The organism is Xanthomarina sp. F1114, assembly GCF_026410255.1.
Taxonomy (GTDB): domain Bacteria; phylum Bacteroidota; class Bacteroidia; order Flavobacteriales; family Flavobacteriaceae; genus Xanthomarina.
Map to the genome: position 1 here is coordinate 98,500 of NZ_JAPMLL010000001.1, position 25,125 is coordinate 123,624.

The 25,125-nt window shown below is 32.7% G+C and carries 20 protein-coding genes; 7 read left to right on the plus strand and 13 right to left on the minus strand.

Annotated features, from left to right (window positions below; genetic code table 11):
* Window positions 1-162 precede the first annotated feature (162 nt).
* From hppD to uvrC, 4 genes are all read right to left on the minus strand, one after another.
* The gene (hppD, locus tag OS188_RS00410; protein WP_267147014.1) at window positions 163-1,323 is read right to left on the minus strand and encodes a 4-hydroxyphenylpyruvate dioxygenase; all 1,161 of its coding nucleotides are present in this window, start codon (window positions 1,321-1,323) and stop codon (window positions 163-165) included.
* Window positions 1,324-1,423: 100 nt separating this feature from the next.
* On the minus strand, window positions 1,424-2,578 hold the full coding sequence (locus OS188_RS00415) for a homogentisate 1,2-dioxygenase (RefSeq protein ID WP_267146829.1): 1,155 nt from the start codon (window positions 2,576-2,578) through the stop codon (window positions 1,424-1,426).
* A gap of 234 nt (window positions 2,579-2,812) precedes the next feature.
* Window positions 2,813-5,044, minus strand: coding sequence for a patatin-like phospholipase family protein (locus OS188_RS00420; protein ID WP_267146830.1), 2,232 nt, complete (start codon window positions 5,042-5,044; stop codon window positions 2,813-2,815).
* The gene (gene uvrC / locus OS188_RS00425) at window positions 5,041-6,834 is read right to left on the minus strand and encodes an excinuclease ABC subunit UvrC (RefSeq protein WP_267146831.1); all 1,794 of its coding nucleotides are present in this window, start codon (window positions 6,832-6,834) and stop codon (window positions 5,041-5,043) included. The genes OS188_RS00420 and uvrC overlap by 4 nt, the downstream gene beginning before the upstream one ends.
* Before the next feature lie 221 nt (window positions 6,835-7,055).
* Between uvrC and OS188_RS00430 the strand changes: the two genes are divergently transcribed.
* Genes OS188_RS00430 through OS188_RS00445 form a run of 4 tightly spaced genes read left to right on the plus strand, consistent with a single transcriptional unit; the run spans window position 7,056 to window position 9,921 of the window.
* Window positions 7,056-7,490: an ATP-dependent zinc protease family protein gene (locus tag OS188_RS00430; RefSeq protein WP_267146832.1), complete on the plus strand. Its 435-nt coding sequence runs from the start codon at window positions 7,056-7,058 to the stop codon at window positions 7,488-7,490.
* Window positions 7,491-7,502: 12 nt separating this feature from the next.
* Complete coding sequence (gene rimK / locus OS188_RS00435; protein WP_267146833.1) at window positions 7,503-8,375, plus strand: 30S ribosomal protein S6--L-glutamate ligase; 873 nt, start codon at window positions 7,503-7,505, stop codon at window positions 8,373-8,375.
* Between the two features lie 3 nt (window positions 8,376-8,378).
* Entirely contained in the window at window positions 8,379-9,353 is a 975-nt protein-coding gene (locus OS188_RS00440) for a succinylglutamate desuccinylase/aspartoacylase family protein (RefSeq protein ID WP_267146834.1), read from the plus strand.
* Between the two features lie 4 nt (window positions 9,354-9,357).
* Entirely contained in the window at window positions 9,358-9,921 is a 564-nt protein-coding gene (locus OS188_RS00445) for a 5-formyltetrahydrofolate cyclo-ligase (protein WP_267146835.1), read from the plus strand.
* Here OS188_RS00445 and OS188_RS00450 read toward each other — a convergent pair whose 3' ends face one another.
* From OS188_RS00450 to panC, 9 genes are all read right to left on the minus strand, one after another.
* Window positions 9,922-10,542 (minus strand): lipoprotein signal peptidase, encoded by a 621-nt coding sequence (locus OS188_RS00450; RefSeq protein ID WP_267146836.1) that lies wholly within the window; start codon window positions 10,540-10,542, stop codon window positions 9,922-9,924.
* A gap of 64 nt (window positions 10,543-10,606) precedes the next feature.
* On the minus strand, window positions 10,607-11,227 hold the full coding sequence (locus OS188_RS00455) for a DUF4097 family beta strand repeat-containing protein (protein WP_267146837.1): 621 nt from the start codon (window positions 11,225-11,227) through the stop codon (window positions 10,607-10,609).
* 123 nt (window positions 11,228-11,350) lie between these two features.
* A complete protein-coding gene (locus OS188_RS00460; RefSeq protein ID WP_267146838.1) occupies window positions 11,351-11,734 on the minus strand; it encodes a TraR/DksA family transcriptional regulator in 384 nt (127 codons plus the stop codon).
* Between the two features lie 4 nt (window positions 11,735-11,738).
* Window positions 11,739-15,158 (minus strand): isoleucine--tRNA ligase, encoded by a 3,420-nt coding sequence (ileS, locus tag OS188_RS00465; RefSeq protein ID WP_267146839.1) that lies wholly within the window; start codon window positions 15,156-15,158, stop codon window positions 11,739-11,741.
* Between the two features lie 721 nt (window positions 15,159-15,879).
* Window positions 15,880-17,238, minus strand: a complete 1,359-nt coding sequence (radA, locus tag OS188_RS00470) for a DNA repair protein RadA (protein ID WP_267146840.1) — start codon at window positions 17,236-17,238, stop codon at window positions 15,880-15,882.
* Between the two features lie 34 nt (window positions 17,239-17,272).
* Complete coding sequence (locus OS188_RS00475; protein WP_267146841.1) at window positions 17,273-18,421, minus strand: alpha/beta hydrolase; 1,149 nt, start codon at window positions 18,419-18,421, stop codon at window positions 17,273-17,275.
* A gap of 66 nt (window positions 18,422-18,487) precedes the next feature.
* A complete protein-coding gene (locus OS188_RS00480; protein WP_267146842.1) occupies window positions 18,488-19,474 on the minus strand; it encodes a lysylphosphatidylglycerol synthase transmembrane domain-containing protein in 987 nt (328 codons plus the stop codon).
* Between the two features lies 1 nt (window position 19,475).
* Window positions 19,476-19,826, minus strand: a complete 351-nt coding sequence (gene panD / locus OS188_RS00485) for an aspartate 1-decarboxylase (protein WP_267146843.1) — start codon at window positions 19,824-19,826, stop codon at window positions 19,476-19,478.
* Window positions 19,827-19,839: 13 nt separating this feature from the next.
* A complete protein-coding gene (gene panC / locus OS188_RS00490) occupies window positions 19,840-20,688 on the minus strand; it encodes a pantoate--beta-alanine ligase (RefSeq protein WP_267146844.1) in 849 nt (282 codons plus the stop codon).
* A gap of 106 nt (window positions 20,689-20,794) precedes the next feature.
* On the opposite strand from panC, the gene OS188_RS00495 reads away from it, so the two are divergent.
* From OS188_RS00495 to glmS, 3 genes are read left to right on the plus strand one after another with little or no spacing between them, the layout of a single operon-like run.
* The gene (locus tag OS188_RS00495) at window positions 20,795-21,604 is read left to right on the plus strand and encodes a glycogen/starch synthase (RefSeq protein WP_267146845.1); all 810 of its coding nucleotides are present in this window, start codon (window positions 20,795-20,797) and stop codon (window positions 21,602-21,604) included.
* Window positions 21,605-21,629: 25 nt separating this feature from the next.
* Window positions 21,630-23,258 carry a beta-barrel-assembly machine lipoprotein BamH gene (gene bamH / locus OS188_RS00500; protein ID WP_267146846.1) on the plus strand — a complete coding sequence of 543 codons (1,629 nt, stop codon included), beginning with the start codon at window positions 21,630-21,632 and terminating at the stop codon, window positions 23,256-23,258.
* Between the two features lie 10 nt (window positions 23,259-23,268).
* Complete coding sequence (gene glmS / locus OS188_RS00505; RefSeq protein WP_267146847.1) at window positions 23,269-25,116, plus strand: glutamine--fructose-6-phosphate transaminase (isomerizing); 1,848 nt, start codon at window positions 23,269-23,271, stop codon at window positions 25,114-25,116.
* Window positions 25,117-25,125: the final 9 nt, after the last annotated feature.

Genomic DNA, 25,125 nt, shown 5'->3' on the forward strand with positions numbered 1-25,125 from the left:
GTTCTAAATGAAATATCTATAATTTTAACTTATTGAAAACAATTTTATTGTTCTATTTAGAAATTACAGTCTAATTTACAAATACCATTCCAAATGTATAAAACAAAAAAAACTCTATCTGTTAAATAGATAGAGTTTTTAGGTTTTATTTAAATATCTTTTTTATAAAGTTCCTCTTAAAGCTTGTTCGCGCTCGATAGACTCGAAAAGTGCTTTAAAGTTTCCTGCTCCAAAACCTTTTGCTCCCATTCTTTGGATAATTTCGAAGAAAAGAGTTGGTCTGTCTTGAACTGGTTTTGTGAAAATTTGTAATAAGTAACCTTCTTCGTCAGCATCAATCATGATTCCTAATTTCTTTAAGGTTTCTATATCTTCACGCAACTCATGACTAAATTCCTCTAAACGTCCAGGAACAGAATTATAATAATCTTCTGGAGGTGTAGATAAGAATTCAACGCCTCTAGAACGTAAATCTGATACGGTTTTGATAATATCGTCTGTAGCTACAGCTATATGCTGAACTCCTGGACCTTCGTAAAAATCTAAATATTCTTCAATTTGAGATTTCTTTTTCCCTTCGGCAGGTTCGTTAATTGGAAATTTAATTCTACCATTTCCGTTACTCATCACCTTACTCATTAAAGCCGAGTATTCTGTATGGATTTGCTTATCGTCGAAAGATAAAAAGTTAACAAAGCCCATAACATCTTCGTACCATTTTACCCATGTATTCATTTCATTCCAACCTACGTTACCAACCATATGGTCAATAAACTTTAAGCCTGTTGGTTCTGGGTTATAATCTGATTTCCATTCTTTAAACTTAGGCATAAACTTTCCTTTGTAGTTTTTACGCTCTACAAACATATGTACTGTTTCTCCATAGGTGTAAATTCCAGCACGAACTACTTCTCCATGTTCGTCTGTTTCTACAGTTGGTTCCATATAAGATTTGGCTCCACGCTTGGTTGTTTCTTCGTATGCACTTCTAGCATCGTCTACCCACAGAGCTACTACTTTTACTCCATCTCCATGTTTTACTATATGATCGTTAATTGGAGACTTACTATTTAACGGTGTTGTAAGTACTAAACGAATTTTATCTTGTTTTAGCACATAACTTACCTCGTCTCTGGATCCTGTTTCCAAACCTTTGTATGCATAGGATTGAAAACCGAATGCCGTTTTGTAAAAGTGTGCTGCTTGTTTAGCATTACCTACATAAAACTCTACATAGTCTGTACCTAATAACGGCAGAAAATCTTGCGCTCCATCAAATATTTTCTCTAACCCGTATTCTACTGATTTAATTTCTTTACTCATTGTGTTTACTTTTGATATTCCCATAGTGGCGGGAATTTTATTAATTAAACTTTTACTTATTTTTATTTAAATCCCTGAATTACCAGGAATAATTTTAGCCTTACAACCAAGATTTAAAATAGTCTTCGTCTGCTATTTTTAACGCTTCTTCTGTTACTTTTAATGGTTTAAAAGTATCAACCATAACCGCTAATTCATCTGTTTTTACTTTTCCAATACTGCGTTCTGCTGCTCCTGGATGTGGTCCATGGGCAATACCTGCAGGATGCAAAGAGATGTGTCCAGCATCAATATCGTTTCTACTCATAAAATCGCCATCTACATAATATAAGACCTCGTCGCTATCTATATTACTATGGTTATATGGTGCCGGAATTGATAACGGGTGATAATCGTACAATCTTGGAACAAAACTACATATTACCATGGCATCTGTTTCGAACGTTTGATGTACTGGAGGTGGTTGATGGATGCGTCCCGTTATTGGTTCAAAATCGTGAATTGAAAGTGCATACGGGTAACTAAACCCGTCGTACCCCACTACATCGAAAGGATGAGAAGCATAAACCATTTCGAAAATATCGTCTTGCTTTTTAACTTTCATTAAAAAATCGCCAGATTCGTTATGAGTTTCTAATTCTTGCGGTTGACGAATATCTCTTTCACAATAAGGCGAATGTTCTAATAATTGTCCAAACCAATTTCTATATCTTTTTGGCGTATAAATAGGTCTTCTGGATTCTACGATAAACAATCTATTATCTTCTGTATCGAAATCCATTTTATAAATAGTTCCTCTTGGCACAATAAGATAATCGCCATATTTAAAATCTAAATTCCCTAAATGTGTACGTAATTTTCCAGTGCCTTTATGGATGAAAATCATTTCGTCTGCATCTGAGTTTTTATAGAAATAATCTGTTGTAGAATGTTTAGGTGCAGCTAAAATAATGCTACAATCGCTATTAGTAAGCACTGTCTTCCGACTATCCAGATAATCGTTTTCTGGTTTTACTTGAAAACCTCTAAACCGATACGATTGAATATTGTTTTCTTTAGCAATTTTTGGCGCTACACTATACTGCTTATTTATTGCTTTAACTTGTGTTGGACGTTGTTCGTGATACGAGTTTGTAGACATCCCATCAAAACCAATGGTTCCAAACAATTGCTCGCTATACAAACTGCCGTCTGGTTTTCTAAACTGAATATGTCTTTTAGGTGGTATTTTTCCTAGTTTATGGTAAAATGGCATTTTTTTAAATTATTAGTTCAACTTAAATCCTTTTCATATACATAAAGGACGATAGATAATTGAAACGTATCTAAAGATACAACATACGCTAATTTATTCCGGATTTCTTTAGATAAGAAATTGGAGATGTGAAAGTAAGCCTGTCCAAATATATTTCATAGGTTCACAAATATCGGAAATAATTATGACAATTTATTTTAAGAATATGTTAGAATTTATTTTATTTCAACAAACTTAAAACCAAAACCCTAGATTAAAAAACCAGATACTGTTTTTAGTTTCAGGAGAATAGGTGTATTTTAATTCAATGGGTCCAATAAGTGTTTCGAGAGAATATCCAATAGCATAGCCCGAATAGTCTGGAGAAGTAAACCATTCGCCATCATCAAAAATATTATCGGCAATATTGGAATAATTGGCAGCTATATTTATATGGTTTTTCTTAAAAATCTCATAATCTAAAGTAATAACACCTTTTACAAAACTATTTCCTGAAAGGTCAATAAAGTCATATCCATAAAAAGAATCGAAGTTATTTATAAAGTCTACACCATATCCTCCAAGCGCAAAATTTAAATAAGGATTGTTGTTTTCTCCAATATTAAAACCACCTTGTGTGGTAATATTGGCGGTTAATTTACTATTAAAGCTATAAGAATAGCCCAGGGTTGCTTTGGCAATAGAGAACTCGCTAAAGTTTTTGTTGTAATCTGAAGAGTATAAATACAGGTGAAAGTCTCCATTAAAATAAAACCCAGAATTTGGAAAGTATTTATGGTCGTAAGAATCAAATTTAAGTTTCCCAAACAAGCTTAAATAATCACTATTTTCAAACGTAGTTTCCTCTGTACTTGTTCCTGTTAATATGGTTTCAGAAGTAATTTTTAATCTTTTGTGTTCGGCTCCCAAACTTAAGGATAGGTCTTTTGTAAATAAAGTTTGCACATAAAACTGACTGGTTAAATCCTTTAGATCCATATCTAGTTTGTTGACATTTATGGTTTCTAATTCCTCATCTGTTAAAAGTGAAGTGGCAGGGATTACTTTTTTAAATTGGTTGTATCTAGATCTTAATCCAACACTCCAATAAAAACCTTGATCTATATAGTATTCAAAATTATATCTAATATTATCACCTACAATAAAATCGAAGGACAAAACATCGTTTTTAATTAATAATTGCTTTTTAGTAAGATTTACTAAGGCTGCTGTTTTATATAAATCGTCATAATGTACTCCCAATTTAAAAAATGTGGTAATAGAGCTTTCTTTCAGCGTTACATGCATATCATAACCTTCCATATTTTTAGATGGTGTTAGCTCATGCATAACATTATCGAAGTTGTTTGTAGCTGCCAGGTTATTTACGCCTTCTATATAAGTTTTGTATTTAATCTTATTATTTCGTTTAAGTTTAAGCTTACCTAGAACATAAGCTTCTGTATATTTTTGGTTTCCTTCAATATTTATTGCATTAATTTGTATGCTATCTACCGGTTTTATGGCTAATGACTTTCTAGCTTTTCCTGTTTGCATAGAAGCCACATGTTTTAAAGCATCCATTTCTTTTATTGCCGCTTTTTTACCATTGGCAATAATTTGTCTGCCATCGCTAAAGGAAACAACAGTAAAGTCTGAAATATCAGGTTTTATATAAATATCGGTTTTTTTAGACTTTAGCTTCATATCGTTAATGGTTCGATAATTATTGATTTGAAGTAAAATTTCTGGTGCCGATTTTAAGTTTTCTCTAGAGGCTAATTCGTCTTGAACATCTACTCCTATAATAATATCCATTCCTTTTGCTTTTAATTCGTCTATGGGGTAATTATTAACGACCCCTCCATCTATTAAAAGCTGCCCATCTATAACTATAGGTTGAAATAGCGAAGGAAAAGCGCCACTTGCTGTAATAGCCTGAGCCAAATTTCCATTATCTAAAACCACGGCCTGACCCGTTTCTATATTTGTTGCAATACAAAAAAACGGGATAGGTAGTTTGCTAAAGTCTTCAATATCACTTACGTGTAAAGTTAATTGAGAAAGTAAACTCAACGTATTTTGTCCTCGAGATAATGCCGAAGGTAACTTGAGTTTAAAGTGTTCAAAAGGCAAAGTAACAGCATACCTCTCTGAGTTGTCTCTTTCATAAAAGGTTTTTGCTGCTCTAGGTAAATCGTCGTTAATAATTTTATCAAAATTAACGTCTTTAAAAATAGAATCTATTTGTTTTCCGGAATATCCAGAAGCATAAAGAGAACCCACAATAGCTCCCATACTAGTTCCTGCTACATAATCTATTTTAACACCTAAACTATCTATAACTTTCAATACTCCAATATGTGCTAACCCTTTAGCTCCACCACCACTTAATACCAAGCCTATTTTTACATCTTCTTGGTTTTTATTTTGAGAAAACGCAAAACTTGTAGCAAGTATAAATATGATTATAAAAAAATGCTTCATGAATTATGGTAGTAGTTATAGATTTTTTGGGCTTTAGAAACACCAACAACATCTTCCAGCTCGTCCAATTTAGCATTGGAAATTCGTTTTACAGATTTAAACGCTTTTAATAAATCTACAATGGTTTTTTCTCCAATACCTGGAATAGTTTCTAACTCGGTATTTAAAGCTGTTTTACTTCTTCTATTTCTGTGATGTTCTATTCCAAATCTGTGGGCTTCGTTTCTAAGCTGCTGAATAATTTTTAGGGTTTCGCTTTTTTTATCTAAATATAAGGGAATTGGATCATCTGGATAGAATAATTCTTCCAAACGTTTCGCAATTCCGATAATCGCGATTTTTTGACGTAATTGAAGCAGATCTAAACTTTTTAATGCTGAAGAAAGTTGTCCTTTCCCACCGTCAATTATTATTAATTGGGGCAAAGATTTTCCTTCGTCCATCAATCTTTTATAACGCCTGTAAACCACTTCTTCCATGGAGGCAAAATCGTCCGGACCTTCCACTGTTTTAATATTAAAATGTCTATAATCTTTTTTGCTAGGTTTTCCGTTTTTAAAAACCACACAAGCGGCAACAGGATGTGTTCCTTGAATATTTGAATTGTCAAAACACTCTATATGTCTTGGCTCTTCTTTTAGGCGTAAATCGGCTTTCATTTGAGCCATAATTCTGTTGGCATGTCTATCTGGATCAACAATTTTTACTTGTTTTAATTGGTCCATACGATAGTATTTGGCATTTCTAATACTCAAATCCAAAATATGTTTTTTGTCACCTAATTGTGGAACAAAGACTTTTACATCTTCTCCCAGATTAATTTTAAACGGCACATAAATCTCTTTTGATTTTGAATTAAAACGCTGTCTTAGCTCAATAATTGCTAATTCTAACAACTCTTTATCAGATTCTTCTAACTTTTTCTTTATTTCCAGGGTATGCGACCGAATAATTGAACCATAAGATAGTTGTAAAAAATTGATATAAGCATAACCTTCGTCACTAACAATAGAGAACACATCTACATTGCTAATTTTTGGATTCACAATGGTAGATCTTGCCTGGTAATTTTCTAAAATTTCTATTTTTTCTTTAATAATATGAGCTTCTTCAAACTGCATGTCTTTAGCAAATTCTCTCATCTGCTGTTTAAACTGTAATAATGAATCTTTAAAATTTCCTTTTAAAATTTCTCTAATGGCTTTTATATCTTTGTTATAATCTTCTAAAGTTTGATAGCCTTCACACGGTCCTTTACAGTTTCCCAAATGATATTCTAAACAGACTTTGTACTTTCCTGCTTTAATTTTTTCTGCAGATAGATCGTAATTACAAGTTCTAAGTTTATACAAGCCTCTAATTAAATCCAGCAAAGTACTAACCGTTTTCATGCTGGTATAAGGACCAAAATATTCGCTCCCATCTTTAATTACCCTTCTAGTTGAAAACACTCTTGGAAAACGCTCGTTTTTAATACAAATCCAGGGATAAGACTTATCGTCTTTTAGCAATACATTGTATCTAGGTCTATGCTTTTTTATTAAATTATTCTCAAGTAAAAGCGCATCTGTTTCGGTATTAACAACAATATGTTTAATGTCTGCTATTTTTTTAACAAGCACTTTTGTCTTCCCATTTTCATGATTTTTTGTGAAGTAAGAACTAACACGTTTTTTTAAGTTTTTAGCTTTTCCAACATACAAGATAACTCCATTTGCATCAAAATATTGATATACACCAGGCTCATTAGGCAAGGTTTTTAATTGTATGTCAAGAGGAGTTTCGCTCATTAAAAATAGGGTTGTTATTTAAAAGATTATAACATTGGTAGTATGAAATTATGATTTTTTTTGAAGAAAAGTGTATTTTTATAACATCTCTCAAAGGTAATTCATTTAATATTTTTAGTTATAAGTTTTACGTTTAAATTAAAGTGATAAAAAAATAACCTGTTCAACATAAATAAGTAGGCTATTTGATTACCTTGCTTCACTTTTTAATATTTTTTAAAATGGACAAACAAGTTATTGGAAGAGTTGAAAAGATCGACTTTCCTAGTTTAAATTTATTCAATATCGATGCCAAAATAGACACTGGAGCTTATACATCTGCTATACATTGTTCTGAAATAATTGTTGATGGCGAAAAATTAAAATGCACCTTCTATAGTAAAGGACATCCAAATTTTAGCGGAAAGCAAGTAGTTTTTGATAGTTATTCTACCACAAATGTAAAAAGCAGCAACGGTTTTAAAGAAAATAGATTTAAAATTAAATCTGAAGTCATATTTTTTGGAAAAACCTATAAGATTAATCTAACTTTGAGCACCAGAGACGACATGAAGTTCCCTGTGCTTATTGGGAGACAGTTTTTAAGTAAAAAATTTCTTGTCAATGTCGATTTACAAAATGTATCTTATAAAAAATCTAATCCATCTAATTCTTAATACAGCAAACAAATGAATATTGTTATTTTATCTAGAAACCCACATTTATATTCCACTGAAAGACTCGTTGAGGAAGGCAGAAAAAGGAATCATAAAGTGGAAGTTATAGACCCTTTAAAATGTGATATTATTATTGAAAAGGAAAAACCTACCATTTATTATAAAGATAGATACTTAGATTATGTGGATGCTATTATCCCAAGAATTGGAGCATCGGTAACTTTTTATGGCTGCGCTGTAGTTAGACAGTTTGAAATGATGGGCGTGTTTTCTATAGCGTCTTCTGGGGCTATTTTGCGCTCCAGAGACAAACTAAAAAGTTTACAGCTATTAAGTAAGGCCGGAATTGGAATGCCTAAAACTGTTTTCACCAATTATTCCAGAGATGTTCAAAAAGCAATTAATCACGTAGGTGGCGTTCCTGTAATAATAAAGTTATTGGAAGGTACACAAGGCTTAGGTGTTGTATTGGCTGAAACAAAAAATGCAGCCGAATCTGTTTTAGAAGCTTTTAATGGATTAGAAGCTCGTGTTATTGTTCAAGAGTTTATCAAGGAAGCTAAAGGTGCTGATTTAAGAGCTTTAGTGGTAGACGGACAGGTTGTTGGCACTATGAAACGTCAAGGAAAAGATGGAGAATTCCGATCTAATCTACACAGAGGTGGATCTGCAGAGATTATAAAATTAGATGAAAACGAACTAAAACTTGCCATGAATGCTGCAAAAGCTTTAAAACTACCAGTTTGTGGTGTAGATATGTTACAGTCTGCCCGAGGTCCATTATTATTGGAGGTTAATTCAACCCCCGGTTTGGAAGGGATTGAAGCTGCAACTGGAAAAAATATTGCCAAGGCCATTATTACCTATATTGAGAAAAACAAATAAATAATGGATTACGTACATAAAGAGTATATCACCATTTTAGGAAGAAAAATAAAAGTTGGTGAGAGCTACGAACTTAATTTTGGAGTTGCCAATTTACATACCACTTCAAGCATTGACGTTCCCGTTATTGTTGAACGCTCAAAAAAACCAGGACCCGTAGTTTTATTTACTGCTGGTATTCATGGAGACGAAGTAAATGGCGTTGAAATTGTAAGACAACTAATTGCTAAAGGTATTAACAAACCCAAGTGCGGAACTATTATCTGTATGCCTATTATAAACGTATTTGGATTTATAAATTTAAAACGAGAATTCCCTGATGGTCGCGATTTAAACAGAGTTTTTCCGGGTATTAAAAAAGGTTCTCTTGCTAGTCGTGTAGCATTCGAGTTAATTAAAGAGGTAGTAACTGACGTCGATTTTATTTTAGACTTTCATACGGGTGGAGCTGGCAGGTTTAATGCTCCCCAAATTAGGATTGCTAAAAACAATCCTGAGTTAGATAAATTAGCTCAGGTGTTTGGTGCTCCTTTTGTTTTTTACTCGAAACATTTAAAGAAGTCTTTTAGAAATACCTGTTTTAAACTTGGCAAAACCATGTTACTTTTTGAAGGTGGAAAATCGTTATATATAGACAATAACGTTACAAATACTGCCGTTAACGGAGCAAAAAGAATTTTACATCACTTTGGTATGTTACAGTCAAAATTTAAAGTAACTCCTCCAAAAAAGGAAAGCCTTTTTATAACTGGGGGCAAATGGCAACGTGCTAATTATTCTGGAATGTTTAAAGCTTCAGCTATTATTAGCACCAAAGTACATGTTGGAGATATTATAGGAAATATTACAGATCCGTATGGAAAATTTAATCATTTTGTAAAAGCAAATCACGAAGGATATATTATAAACGTTAACGAATCTCCTATTGTATATCAAGGAGATGCCTTATTTCACATTACAACTAAATTAAAAAAATAGTGTGATGAATAAATCTGAATTACGAAAAGCTTACAAGCTAAAACGTCAGGAGTTATCACAAGAAGCTATTGAGGATTTAAGTCTGCAGATTGCCAACAACCTTTTAGAGTTACCTATTTGGGAGCTTTCTTTTTATCATGTTTTTCTTTCTATTGTTGAACACAAAGAAATTAACACCGATTATCTATTGAGTATTCTGTCTGGAAAAGATAAAAATATTGTAATTTCTAAAAGTGATTTTTCTACCGGAAATTTGACTCATTTTCTTTTAACGGACAATACAGTTATCAAGAAAAATCGTTATAATATACCGGAACCTATTGACGGCATTGAGATTTCTAATCAAAAGATAGATCTTGTTTTTGTACCGCTATTAGCTTTCGATACTCAAGGGCATCGCGTTGGTTATGGCAAAGGTTTTTACGATAAGTTTTTAGCAAATTGCAAACCAGAAACTATAAAAATAGGCTTGTCTTTCTTTGAAGCTGAAACAAAAATTGAAGATGTTTTTGAAGGAGACATTCCTTTAGATTATTGTGTTACTCCTACAGAAATGTACAAATTCTAATTAGTCTTTTGGGAAGGCTTTTTTATTAAAAAAAATAATCAAACAAAACCCTGTACTTATTGCCACATCGGCCACATTAAAAACAGGTTCGAAAAAAGTAAAATATTCTCCTCCATAAAAAGGCAACCATTCTGGTAAATAACCTTTCCATAATGGGAAATAAAGCATATCTACTACTTTTCCATGCAATAAACTATCGTAACCTCCTTCTGCAGGTAAAAATGAAGCCACTTGTCCACGACTGTCGTTAAACAAAACACCATAAAAAACGGAGTCTAGAATATTCCCAAGGGCGCCGGCAAAAATGAAAATAATTGCCCAAATCAATACTTTTGGACTTTGCTTTTTTACAGCATCGTATAGCCAATAACCAATTCCAAAAATAGCTACAATTCTAAAAACGGTTAAAGATAATTTTGCTGTTCTATCGCTTATAAAAGAAATAAAGTCGCTAAACTTAGTACCCCAGGCCATACCATCGTTTTCAACAAAATAGATTTTGAACCATGAAAATACTTGATGTTCTTCTCCTATAGTGAAATGTGTTTTAATATAGATTTTGCTTATCTGATCTATCAATAAAATAAGAGTAATGAAAAGAATAGATTTTTTTAAGCTCATATTATTTCCCAATAATGCGGGTGAATTTATAGTAGTAATAGATTATTTTTCAAAAATAGACATATTATTCAGTTTTCTTAACAGTAATATTTCCATTTATTGAATTTAAACTTATTTGATGTTCGCCTGGTTTTAAAGCTTCTTTCTTTACACTACCATGTTTAGTTGAAACTTCAACTTGAGCCCAATTTGTTTCTAATTTAATATCTCCATGAATGGTATTAACCAACAAATTTCCATAGAATTTTTCAGCATTAAAAGAACCATTTATCAATTCGGCATCTACATATTTATAGTTTCCGGATAAAAATACCAGAGCAATATCGCTAGAAATTAAAAGGCTCATATTCTCAGGAATTATTAACTTCAGCTCTATAGAAATAAGTTTGTGCGCACTTAATTTATCGTTATTTGCAACAAACATAGGGTGGAATGTACTGGAGATATGCAGTTTTTTATCTTTTATATCTGTAAATAAAACCACATGCTGGTTGTTTTCTCCTCTAACTTCAGAAAAAATAGAAATGTTTTTAGTTTTAGCGGTTTCAACAACTATTTTAAAAACAGAATTACCATCTATAACAAGAGTTGAAATTCCTTTAGACGAAAAGGATTTAGTACTTGTTTTCTGCGCTTGGATTTGACACAAAAAAAACAGAAAGAAGATGTATATAATATACTTCATTTAAAGAAAAAGAAGGTATAAAAAAACGCCTCAACAAAATGAAGCGTTTTAAAGTTTTAATTTTCGGAAAACTAAAAAGATTGAATTTCTAATTATTAGATTCCTTTTTAGATATTATAAATACTATTGTTGCATGTTTTTAGCTTCAATACTTAAAGTAGCATGTGGCACTAATTTTAAACGATCTTTGTTTATTAGTTTCCCAGTTACTCTACAAACTCCATAAGTTTTATTTTCAATTCTAATGAGTGCATTTTTCAAATCGCGAATAAACTTTTCTTGTCTAATTGCCAATTGCGAATTAGCTTCCTTACTCATAGTTTCGCTACCTTCTTCAAACGCTTTAAAGGTAGGAGACGTATCGTCCGTGCCATTATTTAAATCGTTCATATAAGCACTTTTTATTAAATCTAAATCGTGCTGAGCTTTTACAATTTTATCCTGAATAAGACCTTTAAATTCTGCTAAGTCTTTATCCGAATACCTTACTTTTAAATCTTCTGCCATGTTCTTAATGTTTTTTAATAAATAATTTGGTGCTAACATCGTCGAAAACAACTTCTATACCGTTATTTATTTGGTCAATAATTTCTAATTTCTCTGTTAAAGTTTCAGCCTTAATATACGACATATTTGTTTGTATGGCATCCACTATTTTTTCATCTTTTTGAAGCTGAACCTCAATTTTATCTGTTACTTCAAATCCTGAATCTTTACGTAAATTTTGAATGCGATTAACAAGTTCTCTTGCAATTCCTTCTTTTCGTAGTTCGTCAGAAATAGTCACATCTAAAGCTACTGTTAATGCTCCTTCGTTCGCTACAAGCCAACCTTCAATATCTTGAGATGTTATCTCTACATCTGTCTGCTCTAATGTAATACTTTTTTCGTTAATTACAACCTCAATTTTACCATTTTGCTCGATTTCCTTAATATCTTCAGAAGTAAATTCAACAATAGTATTAGCTATCAATTTCATATCCTTACCAAAGCGAGGTCCTAAGGTTTTGAAATTAGGTTTTATTTGTTTTACTAAAATATCTGAAGCATCTTCTAAGATTTCTACCTCCTTAACATTTACTTCGTGTTTTATAAGATCGGCAACTGCTAATATCTCTTCCTTTTGCTGTTTAGAGTCAATAGGAATCATGATTTTTTGTAATGGCTGACGCACTTTTATCTTCTCTTTAGCTCTTAACGATAATACTAAAGAAGATATTGTTTGAGCTGCTTCCATTTTGCGTTCTAGGCTCTTATCTACAAATGTCTCGTTGTACACAGGGAAGTTTGCTAAATGTACACTTTCAAAAGCTTCTTTCTTAGATACAGAATTTAAATCTAAATATAACCTATCCATAAAGAAAGGAGCAATTGGAGCGCCTAACTTTGCAATGGTTTCCATACAGGTGTAAAGCGTTTGGTACGCTGAAATTTTATCTTGTTGATAATCGCCTTTCCAGAAACGTCTTCTGCTTAAACGCACAAACCAGTTACTTACATAATCTTGTGTAAAATCTGATATAGCTCTGGCAGCTCTTGTTGGTTCGTAATCTGCATAAAATGCATCTACTTTTTGAATTAAAGTATGTAATTCTGAAAGAATCCATCTATCAATTTCTGGTCTTTCACCTAATGGAATATCTGCTTCTAAATTCTTAAAATTATCTAAGTTTGAATATAATGTGAAGAAAGAATATGTGTTATAAAGCGTTCCGAAGAATTTGCGTTTTACTTCTTCTATTCCATCGACATCAAATTTTAAGTTATCCCAAGGATTGGCATTTGAAATCATATACCAACGTGTGGCATCTGCTCCGTAAGTAGCTAAAGTCTCAAACGGATCTGTAGCGTTACCAAGACGTTTAGACATTTTATGTCCGTTTTTGTCTAAAACCAACCCATTTGAAACAACATTTTTATAGGCAACCGAATCGAAAACCATTGTTCCTATGGCATGTAAGGTATAGAACCAACCTCTAGTTTGATCGACACCTTCTGCAATAAAATCGGCTGGAAAAGCCTTATTTTCATCAATTAGTTCTTTGTTTTCAAACGGGTAATGCCATTGTGCATAAGGCATAGAACCAGAATCGAACCAAACATCAATTAAATCTGCTTCGCGTTTCATTGGCTTTCCAGAAGGAGACACTAAATCAATTTCGTCTACAATGTTTTTATGTAAATCGATTTTCGCATAGTTTTCTTCGGAATAATTTCCAACTTCAAAATCTTCAAAAATATCTTTTGCTAAAACACCTGCTTCAACAGAACGTTTCATTTCAGTTTTTAATTCTTCAACAGAACCAATACAGATTTCTTCTTTACCATCTTCTGTTCTCCAAATTGGCAATGGAATTCCCCAGTAACGAGAACGAGATAAATTCCAATCGTTGGCATTAGCTAGCCAGTTTCCAAAACGTCCAGTTCCAGTAGATTTTGGCTTCCAATTTATAGTTTCATTCAATTCGAACATACGTTGTTTTACGTCTGTTACTTTAATAAACCAAGAATCTAACGGATAATATAGTATTGGTTTATCTGTACGCCAGCAATTTGGATAGCTATGTTTATATTTTTCAACCTTAAAGGCTCTATTTTCTTCTTTTAATTTAATGGCAAGTTCTACGTCTACAGAGCGTTCTGGAACTTCGCCATCAGCATAATATTCATTTTTAACATATTTACCGGCATGCTCTCCCATTTCTGGTCTAAATTTCCCTTGTAAGTTTACCAACGGAACCAAGTTTCCTTGATCGTCTTTTACTAACAATGGTGGCACTTCTGGTTTAGCCTGTTTAGCCACCAAAGCATCGTCTGCTCCAAAAGTTGGCGCTGTATGTACGATTCCTGTTCCATCTTCTGTAGTAACAAAATCTCCAGAAATAATACGAAATGCGTTTTCCGGATTGTCGTTTGGAAGTGCATAAGGCAGTAATTGCTCATAAGTAATTCCTACTAAATCTTTGCCTTTAAACTCTTTTACAACATAATAAGGAATGTGCTTACCTCCTGACTTATATTCTAATAGCTCTGGTTTTGTTTCAACTCTTTTAAACTTTCCATCAAACTGATTATTTACCAATGGTTTTGCTAAAACAACATTCATTGGCTCGAACGTATATTGATTGTAGGTTTCTACTAAAACATAATCTATTTTTGGTCCAACGGTTAAAGCTGTATTACTTGGTAAAGTCCAAGGTGTTGTGGTCCAAGCTAAAAAGAAAATAGTTCCTTCGTTTTGTAAAAAATCTGGAAGCGAGTCTTCGTTGGCTTTAAACTGTGCAACAACTGTGGTATCTGTAACGTCCTGATAGGTTCCTGGCTGATTTAGCTCATGCGAGCTCAATCCAGTTCCGGCTTTTGGAGAATAAGGCTGAATGGTATACCCTTTATACATCAAGCGCTTGTTGTAGATTTCCTTTAACAACCACCAAACCGATTCCATATATTTAGGATCGTAAGTTATGTATGGATTGTCCATATCTACCCAGTAGCCCATTTTTTGAGTTAGATCGTTCCAAACATCAGTATATCTCATAACAGCTTTTCTACAAGCTGCATTATAATCTTCAACAGAAATACCCTTTTCGCTGTCTGGATTACCAATATCTTCTTTAGTAATTCCTAATTCTTTCTCAACACCAAGTTCTATTGGCAAACCATGTGTATCCCAACCAGCTTTACGCTTTACTTGGAAACCTTTCATGGTTTTATAACGAGGAAAAATATCTTTAATAGCACGAGCTAACACGTGATGCACGCCTGGAAGTCCGTTTGCTGACGGAGGGCCTTCGAAGAACACAAATGGTTTATTGCCTTCTCTAGTGGTTACACTCTTTTCAAATATGTTATTTTCTTCCCAATATGAGCTAATTTGGTTAGCTACATTTGACAAGTCAAGTCCTTTATATTCAGGGAATTTTGTACTCATGATATCATTCATTCTTTTCGACCTGCGAAAATAATGATTTTTAGGAAAATAGGCAGTGAAAAAGTAGTGAAATCCCTAATTAATAATCTCACTTGGTTACAATTGGCAAAATCATTGGTGCTAAATAAAAAAAACAAATAATAAAACTGATTATTGAAGAAGGAAAAACAATAAATAAAATTTGTTTTTTCATAGAAAGGTTACATAATCTAAAAAAAAGATTTAGGGCCAAAATTAATATGACAAAATTTTGAATAATTCTAATAAACTTTGTTTGTATGTTATCCATATAAACTTAAAAATTATTAAAAAATTCTGCCAAAAATTCAAGACAGTCAGCTAATGAGAAACAAAATACTGTAAATATTAACCAGTCTATGTAATTAAAATTTTGTTTTTCTGAAATTCTTCTTTTTAATATAAACCAGCTAACTATAGAGAATAAAAAGAAAAATAAACTAGTCAGATTATTAAAAATTTTGGATCTGAAACCCAAAGATTCGTTTAGCTCTTTAACTTCTATACATCCCAACAAATGACCTAAATAATTAAATGTAAAAACCTCTGATATTTTACCTTTTGTTATTATGAAGTCAAATAGAAAATAAATGACATTGTAAAATTGAGTTTTTAACGGAAAAAAAGTAAAAATAATATTGCAACAAACATTTCTTTTTTGTGAATTGAAAATGTTATTTTATCTTTCATATTATTAATAATTTTAAACTATAAAGTTTACCAAATCCTCAATCTTAGATATCATTTGAATTTTAATACCGGTGTTTTTTAGAACAATTTTATTGTATTTAGAGACAAATATGGTGGAAAATCCTAATTTTTCAGCTTCCAAGATACGTTGTTCCACACGTTGTACTGGACGTATTTCTCCAGATAAGCCAACCTCAGCTGCAAAACAGATATCTTTTTGTAAGGCTTCGTCTTCATTAGATGAAAGAATAGCAGCTACTACTGCTAAATCGATAGCTGGATCGTCTACTGTTATTCCTCCTGTTATGTTTAAAAACACATCTTTAGCTCCTAATCTGAATCCAGCTCGTTTTTCTAAAACTGCCAACAACATATTTAAGCGTTTAGCATTGAAACCCGTGGCAGAACGCTGTGGTGTTCCATAAACAGCTGTACTTACTAAGGCTTGAACTTCTATCATTAAAGGTCGCATGCCTTCCAGAGTGGCAGCAACGGCATTCCCAGAAAGCTCGTCGTCTTTTTTGGAAATTAAAATTTCACTCGGGTTTGATACTTCACGTAATCCGGAACCTTGCATTTCGTAGATACCTAGTTCGTTTGTAGATCCAAAACGATTTTTGTTAGCTCGGAGAATTCTAAACACGTGATTTCTATCTCCTTCAAATTGTAAAACCGTGTCGACCATATGTTCTAAAATTTTTGGTCCAGCTATATTCCCGTCTTTAGTAATATGTCCAATTAATACAACTGGAGTTGCTGTTTCTTTTGCATATTTTATCAATTCTGTGGTACATTCTTTTATCTGAGAAATACTTCCTGAAGAAGATTCTATATAATCACTATGTAAAGTTTGAATAGAATCAATAACAACAATATCCGGCTCTAAATCTTCTATTTGTTTAAAGATATTTTGTGTTTTTGTTTCAGTAAGAATGTAGCAATTACTACTAGTTGGATTAATACGCTCCGCGCGCATTTTTATTTGTTTCTGACTTTCTTCACCTGAAACATACAAGGTTTTATAAGGTAATTTTAAAGCTATTTGTAGCAATAAGGTACTTTTTCCAATTCCAGGTTCGCCCCCTAACAATATCATGGAACCAGGAACAATACCACCTCCAAGCACCCGATTAAACTCTTGATCGCTTGTTGCCATTCTAGCATCTTGCGAAGCATCAATTTCGTTAATAAGCAAGGGTTTGGAAACACGTTTTGAAGCTGAAGTTGGCGTTTTCCAATCGCTTTTTTCTGGTTTTTGAATAACTTCTTCTGTAATAGTATTCCACTCTTTACAAGCTGTACATTGTCCTTGCCATTTAGAATACTGTGTGCCACAATTCTGGCAGAAAAAAGTTGTTTTTACTTTAGCCATGTTTACTTTCCGAAAAAAACGGAAGTGTTTTTAATTAATACCCAAAATCCGCTTTAATTTCATCTGCTTTTTCCAAAACTAAGTCTTTGGTAATTCCTGCAATTTCCTCTAAAACAAATGCCGACTGATATGTTCTCATTGCTTTTTTAGTTTCACCAGTTTCTTCATAGAAACGCGCTAAATAGTAACTTCCCAACATAGTTTTAGGATATTGTTTTCTAGCAAGTTTTCCTAAATCTTCATAATATTCAAACTTCTCTGTTTTCTCAATAGCGGCTTGGATTGCTTTAAAGTCGTTTAGTAGGATTTTTTTATCAACTCCAAATAAATCTAGAATAGTTTGATATTTTTCTTCTAAATATACCACTGGAGAAGACTCCAATTCTAAAATAGTTTCTCTATATTCCTTTTTACTTATGGGTTGGTATACCAAAAATATTTTCTGTAACGCATCTGGTATAACGTAAGCTGGTAAAGAATAATGAGTAGGATCTTCTAATTTTTTAAAATTGTAGAGAATATTTTTATTATCAATTCCTGAAATAGCTGTATTTAATGCTTCTGAACCTGTATTAATAGACGCCACATCATTCTCTGAAGTTGCCAAGTAATAAAACATCTTTGTTTCTATTTTACCTAATCTTTCTGGAATATAGTTTAACATATCTGGTGCCAAATCTGGAGATATAGCTATATATGCTTTAAATATTGGATCTCCTTTTAGCAGGTAATAATTGATAAAGTTGGCTGTTTCTCCATGTCCAATAGCTACTCTAAATTTTTCGGTTCTGTATGTTTTTTCAATATGTGGGATTAATTCCATGCCAATAAATTCAAAAAAACTAGCACCAGTTTCAATTGGTAATGAATTTTGCTCAGAATAGTACATATCTGCCTCTCTGCTACCCATTTGATTAACACCAACCACAATAGCATCTGGCATATCTTCCCAGTAAGAGTAATAATCAACATTTCCAGAAACGGCTTCAAACATATAATCGCCATCAAATACCATAATTATTGGGTATTTTTTATCTGGATTAGCGTCATATCCTCTTGGTAATTGGATTTTAACTTCGCGAGTTTCACCTAATTTTGAAGAATTAAACGGCTCGTAAATTACTTGAGCATTTACAAATTTAATACACACAAGAAAGATTAATAAGTAGATCTGTTTTTTCATTTTTTACATGGTTAAGAATGCCATGCAAGGTAGTAAAATACCTATAAGATTGAAAATTTTAGTTATTTAAACTTCATCTTTATTCTTAGTAATTTCCGCTCTTTTATTTTTATTAAAAACAGGCAATAAGATCAAAGAAAGTCCACCGGCCAAAACAAGAAGAACGGTTTGCGATGCCCATACAATCCAGCCAAAAGCCATACTTGGAGACTCTGGGATGGCAAAAAGAGAAAAAGCTGCATAGACAGCAATTGGATAAGAACCTATACCTCCATTTGTAGCAGCAATACTAAAAGTGGCTGAAATAAACCCTAATAAAACCGCACCAAAAGATATACCCTGTAATTCTGTTAGAGAAAAAGTTGTAACGTAAAACATAACTATATACATACTCCAAATAAAAAGGGTGTGACCAATAAAAGCCCATTTCTTTTTCATTTTAAAGATGCTTAAAACACCTTCTAAAAGTCCTGCCAAGAACTTTTTTACTTTTAAAGCAAAAGTAGATTGACTGCTTTTTATATACCTAAAACCAACAAACGCAATGAGAGTCAATGCAACTAAAGCTATTATTATGTGTAAGGGATTAAATTTTTCAATAAAAAACTGATAGATAAAGTCGAATTGAATAAAAAGAGTTATTCCAATAATAGCAGACATTACTATTAAATCTGCCACACGCTCTGATACTATAGTGCCGAAACCTTTTTCAAAAGGAACATCTTCGTAAGTTGTTAAAATAGAAGCTCTAGCAACTTCGCCCGCTCTGGGAATGGTGTAATTAATTAAATAAGCCGAAAAAACAGCCATAATACTGTTTGCAAACCTTACTTTATAACCTAAGGGTTCTAATTGAAATCGCCATCTATAAGCTCTAGATAAATGACTCAATAAACCACATAACATGCCTAAAAGAATCCAACTATAGTCGGCATTTTTAACAAATACTAACAGTTCATTTAAAGGTACTTTAGATAAAGAATAGCCTATTAAAAAAACTCCCAACAAAATTGGGAGTAGGATTTTTAAATATTTTTTAAGCGTTTGATTCAATTTATATTAATCTGTTGGTGGCTTCATCTGGAAACACTAGAGCTGGTTTAAATACTTTTGCTTCTTCTAAATCCATAAAAGCATAAGTAATTAAAATAAGCGTATCCCCCACAGACACCTTCCTAGCGGCTGCTCCGTTTAGAGTAATTTCTCCACTATCTCTTGGACCGGGAATAACATATGTATCTAAACGCTCGCCGTTATCGTTATTTACAATCTGAACTTTTTCGCCTTGAATAATATTGGCAGCATCCATTAAATCTTCATCGATAGTAATACTACCAATATAATTAAGTTCTGCACCCGTACATTTTACTCTGTGAATTTTAGATTTTACAACTTGTATTTGCATGTGTTAAAGGTAATTAATTTAGTGCTATATTGTCTATTAGTCGTATATCGTCTGCGTAAACAGCAACAAAAGCACGATATTTTTTATTCTTATTCTTTCTTTTAACGGACTTCAGGGTTACTGCATCGGCAATAATAAAATATTCCAATTTTAGAAATTTGTGTTTAGCAAATTCATTTTCAACCCATTCCGTAACTTTATTAGCACTTTTTGTGCCAAACTTATTTTTGGCAGTTTGAAGCGTTTTAAAAATAAAAGGCGCTGCTTCTCTATATTCCCTTTTTAAACGTACATTCCTAGAACTCATAGCTAAGCCATTGACTTCTCTATAGATATCGCAACCAACGATATTTACAGGAATTTGTTGTTTTTCAACTAGTTTTTTAATTATCATCAATTGCTGATAATCTTTCTTACCAAAGTATGCATTATCTGGTGTAACAATTTCTAATAATCGTTTTACAACAGTTCCAACACCATCAAAATGTCCAGATCTAAACCTACCTTCCATTTCAAACTCCAAGCCATCAAAATCAAAGGCTTCCGAAACGGTCTGCCCATTATAAATATCGGCTACTGTTGGTGCATAAATAAGAATATCTTTAGAAACACTTTCCAGCAACTCAACATCGTTATCTAAAGTTCTAGGGTATTTTTTAAGATCATCTTTATTATCAAACTGTGTAGGATTAACAAAAATACTTACCACCACTACTTGATTTTCCTTTAAGGCTTCTTTAACCAAAAACAAATGTCCGTCGTGTAATGCTCCCATAGTTGGAACAAAGCCAATAGACAAATTCCTGGTCTTATTTTGCCTAATGACGTTTTGAATTTGGGTCCTTTCTGTAAAAATCTTCACTTTATAAAAATATTAACGCGTGCAAACTTAATATTTTACAACGAATCTGCATAAAATTTTGTATTTTTGCGTGATTTTATTTTGAATTACCCAAAAGCATTATGTTATGAAAGATAAGAGGATATTATACGTATCATCTGAAGTTGTACCCTATTTACCAGAAACTGAAATTTCTTCAATGTCCTTTGAAACACCTAGAATGGTGAATCAACAAGGCGGACAAATACGAATTTTCATGCCTAGATATGGGAATATTAATGAAAGAAGACACCAGTTGCATGAGGTAATAAGACTCTCAGGAATTAATTTGGTTATTAACGATTTAGACATGCCTTTAATTATTAAAGTGGCATCTATTCCTAAAGAGCGCATTCAAGTATACTTCATTGACAATGACGAATATTTTAAAAGAAAAGCTACTTTAACAGACGAAGATGGAGCTCTTTTTCCAGACAACGACGAACGCGCTATTTTCTTTGCAAAAGGTGTAATTGAAACTGTTAAAAAACTAAACTGGTCTCCAGACATTATACATGTTCACGGTTGGTTGGCATCATTATTGCCAATGTACTTAAAGCAATTTTATAAAGACGAACCATTATTTACTGAAAGTAAAATAGTGACTTCTATATACAATCAAAGTTTCGAAGGTACGTTAAACAAAGACATGGTTAACAAAGTTAAGTTCGATAATATTGACGACGCTTTTATTAAAGAGCTTGCAAAGCCAACGTACAATAGCTTAATGAAAGTGGCTATCGACCATTCTGACGCCCTAATTATAGGTTCGAAAGAGATACCAGACGAATTGAGCAAATATTTAAATGAATCTAAAAAACCAATACTCGATTATAAATCGAAAGATGAGTTTGGAGAAGCTTATGTGGATTTTTACAACACAAAAGTTTTAGGCTAAGCCCAGATTATTCTATATTATATTTATGAAAAGAATCATTAAAGTTTCAAAGTTTATCAGCATTTTATCTCTAATTGGTATTGCTTTTATTGCTTGTGACAACGATTACAACTCCTTAGAAAGCGACATTGAGGGGATCCAGAATTTTGGAACTAGTAGCGATAAGTTTCCTGTTGTAGCTTACAACAAAAGAATAAAACCTCTGCAAACTAGTAATTTCCCTTCAAACTTTCTGGGTATCTATTCAGATCCTATTTATTCAGAAACTACTAACGAGATTTTGACTCAGGTTGTACCTGCCAATGGTTATCTTAGTCCTGATTTTGGTAGAAATCCAGAGGTCTCAAGTGTTTATTTAACCATTCCGTATTTCTCGAGTGAAACGGGCGAATCTGGAATGGATAAATATGAATTAGATTCCCTTTACGGAGACAAACCCATTAAATTAACTATTTATAGATCTAATTACTTTTTAAGAGACTATAATGCTGCTACTGAAGACACAGGTTCGCAATTATACTATTCAAACAATAGTGAATTTGGAGCTACCAGTAATTTAAAAGAGAAATTATACGAATCTGAAGCATTTTTTCCAAGCAAATTAGAACAAACCATCTATGAAGAAAATGAAGAAGGTGAGCCCGTTGTAGAAACCGGAACTATTCCTCCAAGTCTACGTGTTAAACTACTAAACCCAGGTGATATCTTTTGGAAAACCTTATTATTTGACAAACAAGGCATGCCAGAGTTAAGCAATACTAATAACTTTAAAGATTATTTTAGAGGTTTATATTTTAAAGTAGAACTTGCAAACGACGAAACAACAGGAAATGCTATTATGCTTAACTTTGATAGCTCAGCTGCTAATTTAACAGTAAACTATAGTAATGAAGAGGTTGTTTTAGATGATAATGGCAATATTGAAGAAATTAAACTTGTTAGAAACAATAAGTATATAATGAACTTCAAAGCAAATAGAGCCAGTACTATAACTGTAGATCCAGTAGCAATTTCATTATTAAATAATGCCAATGATAATGCAGACAAAATTAACGGAGATCAAAACCTCTACTTAAAAGGAGGAGAAGGTGCTATAGCAATTGTTGACCTGTTTAAAGATCCAGCTGTATTAGACGAATTTAATTTACTTTATAAAGATACTAACGGAGAGCCTAGTCGTTTAATCAATGAAGCAAATTTAATTTTTTATGTAGATGAGATTGAAACCTCGCAAATGACTTCAAAACAGGATCCCGATCGAGTAATTCTTTATGACATTAAGAATAATATTCCTATTGTAGATTATTTTTACGATACTACAACTAATACAAACAACCCCGTAAATTCTAAATTGAACTACTCATCTCGTTTAGAAGAAGATGCTAGTGGAAATGGTAAGTACAAAATAAGAGTGACCGAGCATTTAAATAATATTTTGCTAAGAGATTCAACTAACCTTCAATTAGGCTTGTATGTTACAAGTAATATTAACGAGATTATTAATTCTTATGTCTTAAATGATGGTGATTTAGAAGGAATTCCTATCGGAACAGCTCTATCTCAAAAAGGCACGGTTTTACATGGTAGCAATTTAAATGTCCCAGAAGACAAAAGAGTACAATTAGAAATATATTATACCCAACCAGATAATTAATTAACAAACTATGTGTGGAATTGTAGGATATATTGGCCAAAAAGAGGCCTTTCCAATTATTATTGAAGGCTTAAAAAGGCTTGAATATCGCGGATACGACAGTGCCGGAGTCGCTTTATTTGATGGCAACAACCTTAATGTTTGTAAAACAAAAGGCAAGGTTGCAGATCTTGAAGAAAAAGTTAATAAATCCATTCCAACCCATGGAAATATTGGGATTGGACATACACGTTGGGCAACACACGGGGTTCCAAACGATGTTAATGCGCATCCACATTACTCCAATTCTGGAGATTTAGTTATTATCCATAATGGGATTATAGAAAATTACGAATCACTTAGAAAGGAACTCACTGCAAGAGGTTACGAATTTACATCAGACACTGATACAGAAGTACTTGTCAATTTAATTGAAGATGTTAAATTAAAGGAAAACCTAAAGCTAGGGAAAGCTGTTCAAGTTGCATTAAATCAAGTTATTGGAGCTTATGCCATAGCGGTTTTCGATAAAAACAAACCGGACGAAATTGTAATTGCTAGATTAGGGAGTCCATTAGCTGTTGGTGTTGGAGATAACGAATTTTTTATTGCCAGCGATGCTTCACCATTCATAGAATATACTAAAAATGCTATTTATTTAGAAGATGAAGAAATGGCTATTATTAGAGCCAATAAAGACATTAAAATTAGAAAAATTAAGGACGATTCTTTGGTAGACCCTTATGTTCAAGAGTTACAAATGAATCTAGAGCAAATAGAAAAAGGAGGTTTCGACCACTTTATGCTTAAAGAAATATATGAGCAACCTAGCGCGATAAGAGACACCTACAGAGGTAGGCTTCTAGTTAAAGAAGGTATCGTAAAAATGGCTGGTATCAATGATAATATAGAGAGATTTCTTAATGCAGATAGAATTATAGTAGTAGCCTGTGGTACCTCATGGCATGCTGGTTTAGTAGCCGAGTATATTTTTGAAGACATTGCTAGAATTCCGGTAGAAGTAGAATACGCATCAGAATTTAGATATAGAAACCCAGTAATTACCAATAAAGATGTAGTGATTGCTATTTCGCAATCTGGAGAAACTGCAGATACCTTGGCAGCTATAAAATTGGCAAAATCTCATGGAGCTTTTGTATTTGGCGTTTGTAACGTAGTAGGATCTTCTATTGCTAGAGAAACTCATGCTGGAGCATACACTCATGCTGGACCAGAAATTGGGGTGGCATCAACTAAGGCTTTTACTACACAAATTACTGTATTAACACTAATAGCATTAAAATTAGCTAAAATAAAAGGTGAAATCTCACTCCCAGAATTTAGACATCATTTACAAGAGTTAGAGCTTATTCCAGAAAAAGTACAAAAAGCACTAGAGTCTGAAGATCATATAAAAATGATAGCCAATAAATACAAAGATGTTAGAAACTGCTTGTATTTAGGAAGAGGTTATAACTTTCCAGTAGCCTTGGAAGGGGCTTTAAAATTAAAGGAAATCTCATACATCCACGCAGAAGGTTACCCTGCTGCTGAAATGAAACATGGTCCTATTGCTCTTATTGACGAGAACATGCCTGTTGTTGTTATTGCTACAAAAAAAGGGCATTATGAAAAAATAGTGAGCAATATAGAGGAAATAAAAGCCAGACAAGGAAAAATTATAGCGGTTGTAACCGAAGGTGACACCAACGTTCAGAGACTGGCAGATTATGTAATTGAGGTTCCAGAAACCTTAGAGTGCTTATCGCCATTATTAACCACAATTCCCTTGCAATTACTATCATATCATATAGCTGTTTTATTAGATAAAAATGTAGATCAGCCAAGAAATCTTGCTAAGTCTGTAACGGTAGAATAATAAGAAGTT